This window comes from Siphonobacter sp. BAB-5405, from assembly GCF_002872335.1.
Lineage (GTDB): Bacteria > Bacteroidota > Bacteroidia > Cytophagales > Spirosomataceae > Siphonobacter.
On record NZ_NJAG01000057.1, the window covers coordinates 1 to 5,056 of the forward strand.

The 5,056-nt window shown below is 39.3% G+C and carries 5 protein-coding genes; 2 read left to right on the forward strand and 3 right to left on the reverse strand.

Features of this window, described 5'->3' with window-relative positions; translation table 11 throughout:
* Positions 1–134 precede the first annotated feature (134 nt).
* From BWI97_RS24985 to BWI97_RS24995, 3 genes are all read right to left on the reverse strand, one after another.
* Positions 135–971: an MBL fold metallo-hydrolase gene (locus BWI97_RS24985; RefSeq protein WP_102203259.1), complete on the reverse strand. Its 837-nt coding sequence runs from the start codon at positions 969–971 to the stop codon at positions 135–137.
* Between the two features lie 88 nt (positions 972–1,059).
* A complete protein-coding gene (locus BWI97_RS24990; RefSeq protein WP_233208025.1) occupies positions 1,060–2,070 on the reverse strand; it encodes an AraC family transcriptional regulator in 1,011 nt (336 codons plus the stop codon).
* A gap of 326 nt (positions 2,071–2,396) precedes the next feature.
* A complete protein-coding gene (locus tag BWI97_RS24995) occupies positions 2,397–2,864 on the reverse strand; it encodes an Lrp/AsnC family transcriptional regulator (protein WP_102203261.1) in 468 nt (155 codons plus the stop codon).
* Positions 2,865–3,046: 182 nt separating this feature from the next.
* Between BWI97_RS24995 and BWI97_RS25000 the strand changes: the two genes are divergently transcribed.
* The gene (locus tag BWI97_RS25000) at positions 3,047–3,325 is read left to right on the forward strand and encodes a hypothetical protein (protein WP_146011026.1); all 279 of its coding nucleotides are present in this window, start codon (positions 3,047–3,049) and stop codon (positions 3,323–3,325) included.
* 559 nt (positions 3,326–3,884) lie between these two features.
* Entirely contained in the window at positions 3,885–4,502 is a 618-nt protein-coding gene (locus BWI97_RS25010) for a S41 family peptidase (protein WP_158242843.1), read from the forward strand.
* The last annotated feature ends 554 nt before the right edge of the window (positions 4,503–5,056 follow it).

Sequence of the window (5,056 nt, forward strand, 5' to 3'; positions counted from 1 at the left end):
TCACAAATAATATAACTAAATAAAAGGAACCTTTGTAAAATGTTATAAATCGTTTACGTTTCCAACGGTTCAAAAATATAGGCTTCCTCTTTTTAGAGAAAGCCTATGAAACTTAAAAAATGATGACTGATAAATTATTTCAACGAGATGATTTGACCATCCTGTGGAATCAAAAGCTTTTCATTAGAAATATTCAAACTATCCGCTTTTTGTCGAAGTTCTGCTCGCTTGGTGTGGCAATGATCTAATGCCTCCATATGTACAGCAATGACTTTCGCTTTACCACTTGATTTCAAAAGAGTTATAGTTTGTTCAATATCCATAATAATAGGAGTCTTTTCAAAACCTGGGATGGCAGCTCCTCCCGTATTAGCGATGACGTAATCAGGCTTATATTTCTCTAGATTCGCTTTGATTCCTTCCGTCCAGATACCATCTCCAATGATGTAAATGGTTGGTTGATTTTTAGCTCTCAAGATAAATCCCGATGTCTTACCCATTTTTTCTAGAATTACTCCACTACCGTGCTGGGCTTCCGTTCTATCAACAGATATATTTTTCCAGGTAGTATGTGACTGTAGTGTTTGAGCATTGACAAATCCTGCCTTCTTAAAGAAATCTTGATCTGCTGGTTGATGAAATAAGGGCAACTGTTTGTTCAGGCTTTTGCTAGCTACTTCATCAAAATGATCAAAATGAGTATGTGTGACCAATATCAAATCTACTCCTTTAGTAATTTCTTCTTTAGGCAGCGGTAATTCAACTAAGGGGTTTTTCTCAACTCCTACAATTGATTCGTAAGACCCTTTAGGCATTAACATCGGATCTACTAAAATTTTATGACCTGCATACGTAATTACTACCGTTGCATTCCTAACTAGCTGTACACTAGAAGACTCAATAGCTTGATTCTGAGACCACGATAAAGTAGATAGTAGGACCCATGCTGTTACTAAAATCATTCGTTTCATATGCAATGTTGATAATATTTAGTGTATTTTTCTTATTCTCCAAATGAACTTACCATGAGGTAATAAGAACACTGCAAAGGTCGTGTGATCAGCTCAATGCCTTCCTACCATAGTTTTTTCCATTACTACCATTTTGATAAGTCAATATGAATTCAGAAGTAGTCATTCCCGTCTGAGTCTTGAAAAACCGCATCAAATGTTGGGGTTCAGAAAAATGTAATGTATGAGCTATTTCAGCAACCGTGAAAGAAGAGTGAAGTAAGTAGCTCTCTATCTCGAAAAGCAACCGTTTCTTTAATAGGTGAATGGAAGTAACGCCAAATTGGGCTTGAACAGCCTTATTAAGCGTTATTCGGCTGATTCCCAACAAAGAAGTATATTCGTTGATTCTCTGTTTATCTTTGATATGTACTTCCAGAAGCTTTTTGAATTGATAGGCGTAGTTATTTTCAGGTTTCTCAAGGGGAAGTTGCATTTGTTGAGCATATTCCCGATTGAGCTTCATTAGTAAATAATAGAGCAGAGAGCGAATGACATGCTCCCGATCTGCTGTGATATGTTTAAGTTCAGCCTTAACTTCTAAAAGCAGTCTGTAAGCATTATCTATATCTTTTGGCTCTACAAGAAGACTTAGAGGACGGTCAAGTTGATAAAAGTAAAGTAATCGATAAGTAAATAACTTATCCGCAAAGAAGTCATTAAGAAAATCCTCCTGAAAATACAGGAAGGTAAAATCTAAATCCTTATCGTCTAAGTTCCACTGTCTCTTTTGAAATGGTGAAATAAATACAATGGTATTATCAGTAATAGAAATAGATTTTTGATTAAGTAGTAAAGAGCCTTGAGCTTTCCTGAAAATTAAGATTTCAAAGAAGTCAGTATTATAAAGCTCTTTAGTTAAATAAACTTCTAAAAGCTCTTGACCAAGACCTGCTCTAAGTAAGAAGTCTACTCCGCATTCAGTTTTGAGAAATTTTATAGTTTTCAAAGTTTTGTACTTCATGATTAAAGCCACTCTTTCAAGGAGAGCTGAACGGCAGTTACCTTTCCCTGGGCATTCGACACCTATTGTACGTTCATGGCTATACGTGTTAAACACATAATTTGGGTACACTACCAAAGTTAAAGAAACGGGTGTTTAATTCTTGTCATTGCCCTAAAAACTAATCCAGTCAGCAACTACATCCAATGCACATGCATAGAGATAGCCTACCAACCTAACCTAGCTTATTAAGATCCACGTCTTTCAGATGACTATAGAATATTAGGCTAATCCACTGTCATTTAAAAGATTACACGAAAACGATGGTATGATAAGCTTAGATGTATTAAGTATTACCAGGAATAGTATAGACATCTAGTTTGCTAACGGAAACAAGCGTAAGAGCGACAGGTCAGGTAACTGCCGTTGACCAACTGTGCCAGCTAGTATGAAGGCAACGGGACGGATAAACCTACCTTTACCCGATCCATCGTAACAAACGAACGAAAGCGTTTCACATTCGTATTGCCAAAAAAAAGTCGTCTGGTAAGTAATTCGTAGTCTTCCATACTGCTCACACTGACAATCAAAATAAAATCGGTTTCGCCCGTCACATAGTAGCATTGCTGAACTTCAGGGGCGTAATAAAAGCTCTTCTTGGCTTCATCAATTAAATCAATCTGCTCGCTGGCCAGCTCCACTTCCACAATCACCGTGATACGCTGCCCAACCTGGGCCGGATCGACCACGGAAATATTGGCTTGAATGACGCCCTGCTCTTCCATCTTTTTGATTCGACGATGAACGGAAGCGGCTGAGAGATTTACTTGTTCACCAATCAATCGCTGTGGTGTCGTATTGGCCACTTGCAGAATGGTAAGAATATGGCGATCAAACGAATCAAGTTCCATAGGCTAAGAAAAAGAAAGAGGTCAAGAGAATGAAACAAAATTGCGTTTCAGTACAAAAGATAGAAAGAAAAAATCCTAATCTGTGTAATAATTTTGCACTTCTAGTCTACTGTGGTTAGTGCTTAGCCGATTAGTCATCCACCCTTCGTTGAACTGTGAATTTTATGCCCTTGCCTTTACCTATGAAATCAGCACTTGTCGTTTTAGTCATTCTATTGACTCTGCTTCCCACGCACGCCCAAACGGCCAAAACTACTCCTGAAAACGCGTTTACACCTCAACAGCTACAGCAAGACTTTGGCTTAACCCGGCAACTCTTTGAGACGATGCATCCCGCCCTGTACGACGTTATTGCTAAAGAGAAGCTTGACCACCTGTGGGACAGCACTAGCAGGCTGCTTGACCATAAGCTAACGGCCTTCGAGTTTTTAACTTGTTATCCCCAATCATTTCCCAACTAGGTTGTGGTCACACCGCTGTAGGCCTACCAACTTCGGAGCGTGAGTATATCAAGCGATATGTACCCGTCAAAGTAAAGTTTCTGAGAGGGAAAGCCTACATTATAGCAGACCAGGACAATGATCCGAGTCTAGTGGGCAGTGAGGTGTTGAGCATCAATGGTCAACCAATGACCGTCATTACGGCCGAATTGTTCAAGCATATCAGCACCGACGGCATCAATTCGGCTAATCGATATTTCCATCTCGATAATAAGTTTGATCTGTATTATGGCCTACATATTGCCCAACCCGACACATTTAGACTGCTTATCAGGAGTGGCAACAAGCCCGATAGTGTAGTAATTCTACCTGCCACAACCAAGCGAGTTACTCGATCAATCAGCGGTTTAACCTCTGGTTCCCCTAAACGAGATCGTCCGTTTTCCATAAGCTTACCTAACGCCGAAACGGCTGTACTGACGATAGATCAGTTTTATATCGCCTTAGATGATGATAAATCGAAAGAAACCGTTTACAAACAGTTTTTAGATTCCTGTTTCACACTGATCAGGCAAAACAGGTGAGAAATCTAGTCATTGATTTACGTAAAAACCCAGGAGGTTACGGTACCTGGGGGGCTTGGCTATATGCTTATCTGGCCGAGAAGCCTTTCAATTATTACAAAGAAGCGGTTGTCACAACCAATCAAGATTTACCTTTTATTCAATATACCGATTGGAAGCAGACCGAATATAGAGACTACGTGAAAGACATTATTAAAATCCCTTCTGGGCAGTATCGGTGGACGGCTCACGACAATCTGAAAATGCAGCAGCCTCAGCCGACCCGGTTTAACGGACCCGTTTATATCCTCATTAGTCGAAAATGCTTTTCTACAACAGCGGAGTTTTGTGCGGTTGCTTATTCCAATAAACGAGCGACGTTTATTGGGGAAGAAACCGGGGGCGGATACTCCTCCATCAACGGAGGTGATATGATGGAAATGATCCTGCCTAACACAAAAGTTAAACTAGTGATACCCATGCGAAAATATGTAATGGCGGTGGAGAGTCCCTCCAGTCCGGGCCACGGAACGCTGCCTGATTACTGGATTGAACCCACAATCAGTGAATTTTTAAGTGGTAAAGATGTAGAAATGAACTTTACCTTAGCCTTAATTAAGAAGAACCGCAAATAGGGGTCTTGAAGAGCTATTTTACTACTAGAATGAATACTTCTATTCAGAATGATGTTCTGTACTCACGGTAGCTTATGGACTGCTAAACCTTGGACTTTATCTAACATTTTGCTCAAGCCGTCGGCCCTTATTCAGAATATCTTGAAACACCTCTATCAAGTGACAGTAGCCAATTTCTACTACTTGCGTCAATTCCAGGCTATGTGCAATCTCAAATGGTTATCCGCTCCTGCGGCCCGATCAAGAATCGAGGTTTAATTTTCAGGGATAGGATTGGGTAAGACTGTTTTTCTTTCGAATGGACGAATCATGGTTGTATAATCAATCGTTAAGTTGAATTCATTCAAACCTAATATAGCCATTACATTTTTCTCATCATATAATGTGTAACATTATTACACATTGGCTTCTAAGAAATCAAATTACAGTTAACCAAACGTGAGCTGAATTTTCTGTAAAGACAAAAAGGTTTTATCTCCCATTCATATGAACTAGGCAAAACCCTACAATATTTCCATATTATTGATATTATTATAATTTATGTTATATATATA

Excerpts from the sequence above, each read along its gene's own strand:
- BWI97_RS24985 (WP_102203259.1), bottom strand. The coding sequence starts at position 971 with ATGAAACGAATGATTTTAGTAACAGCATGGGTCCTACTATCTACTTTA.
- BWI97_RS24995 (WP_102203261.1), bottom strand. The coding sequence starts at position 2,864 with ATGGAACTTGATTCGTTTGATCGCCATATTCTTACCATTCTGCAAGTG.
- BWI97_RS25000 (WP_146011026.1), top strand. The coding sequence starts at position 3,047 with ATGAAATCAGCACTTGTCGTTTTAGTCATTCTATTGACTCTGCTTCCC.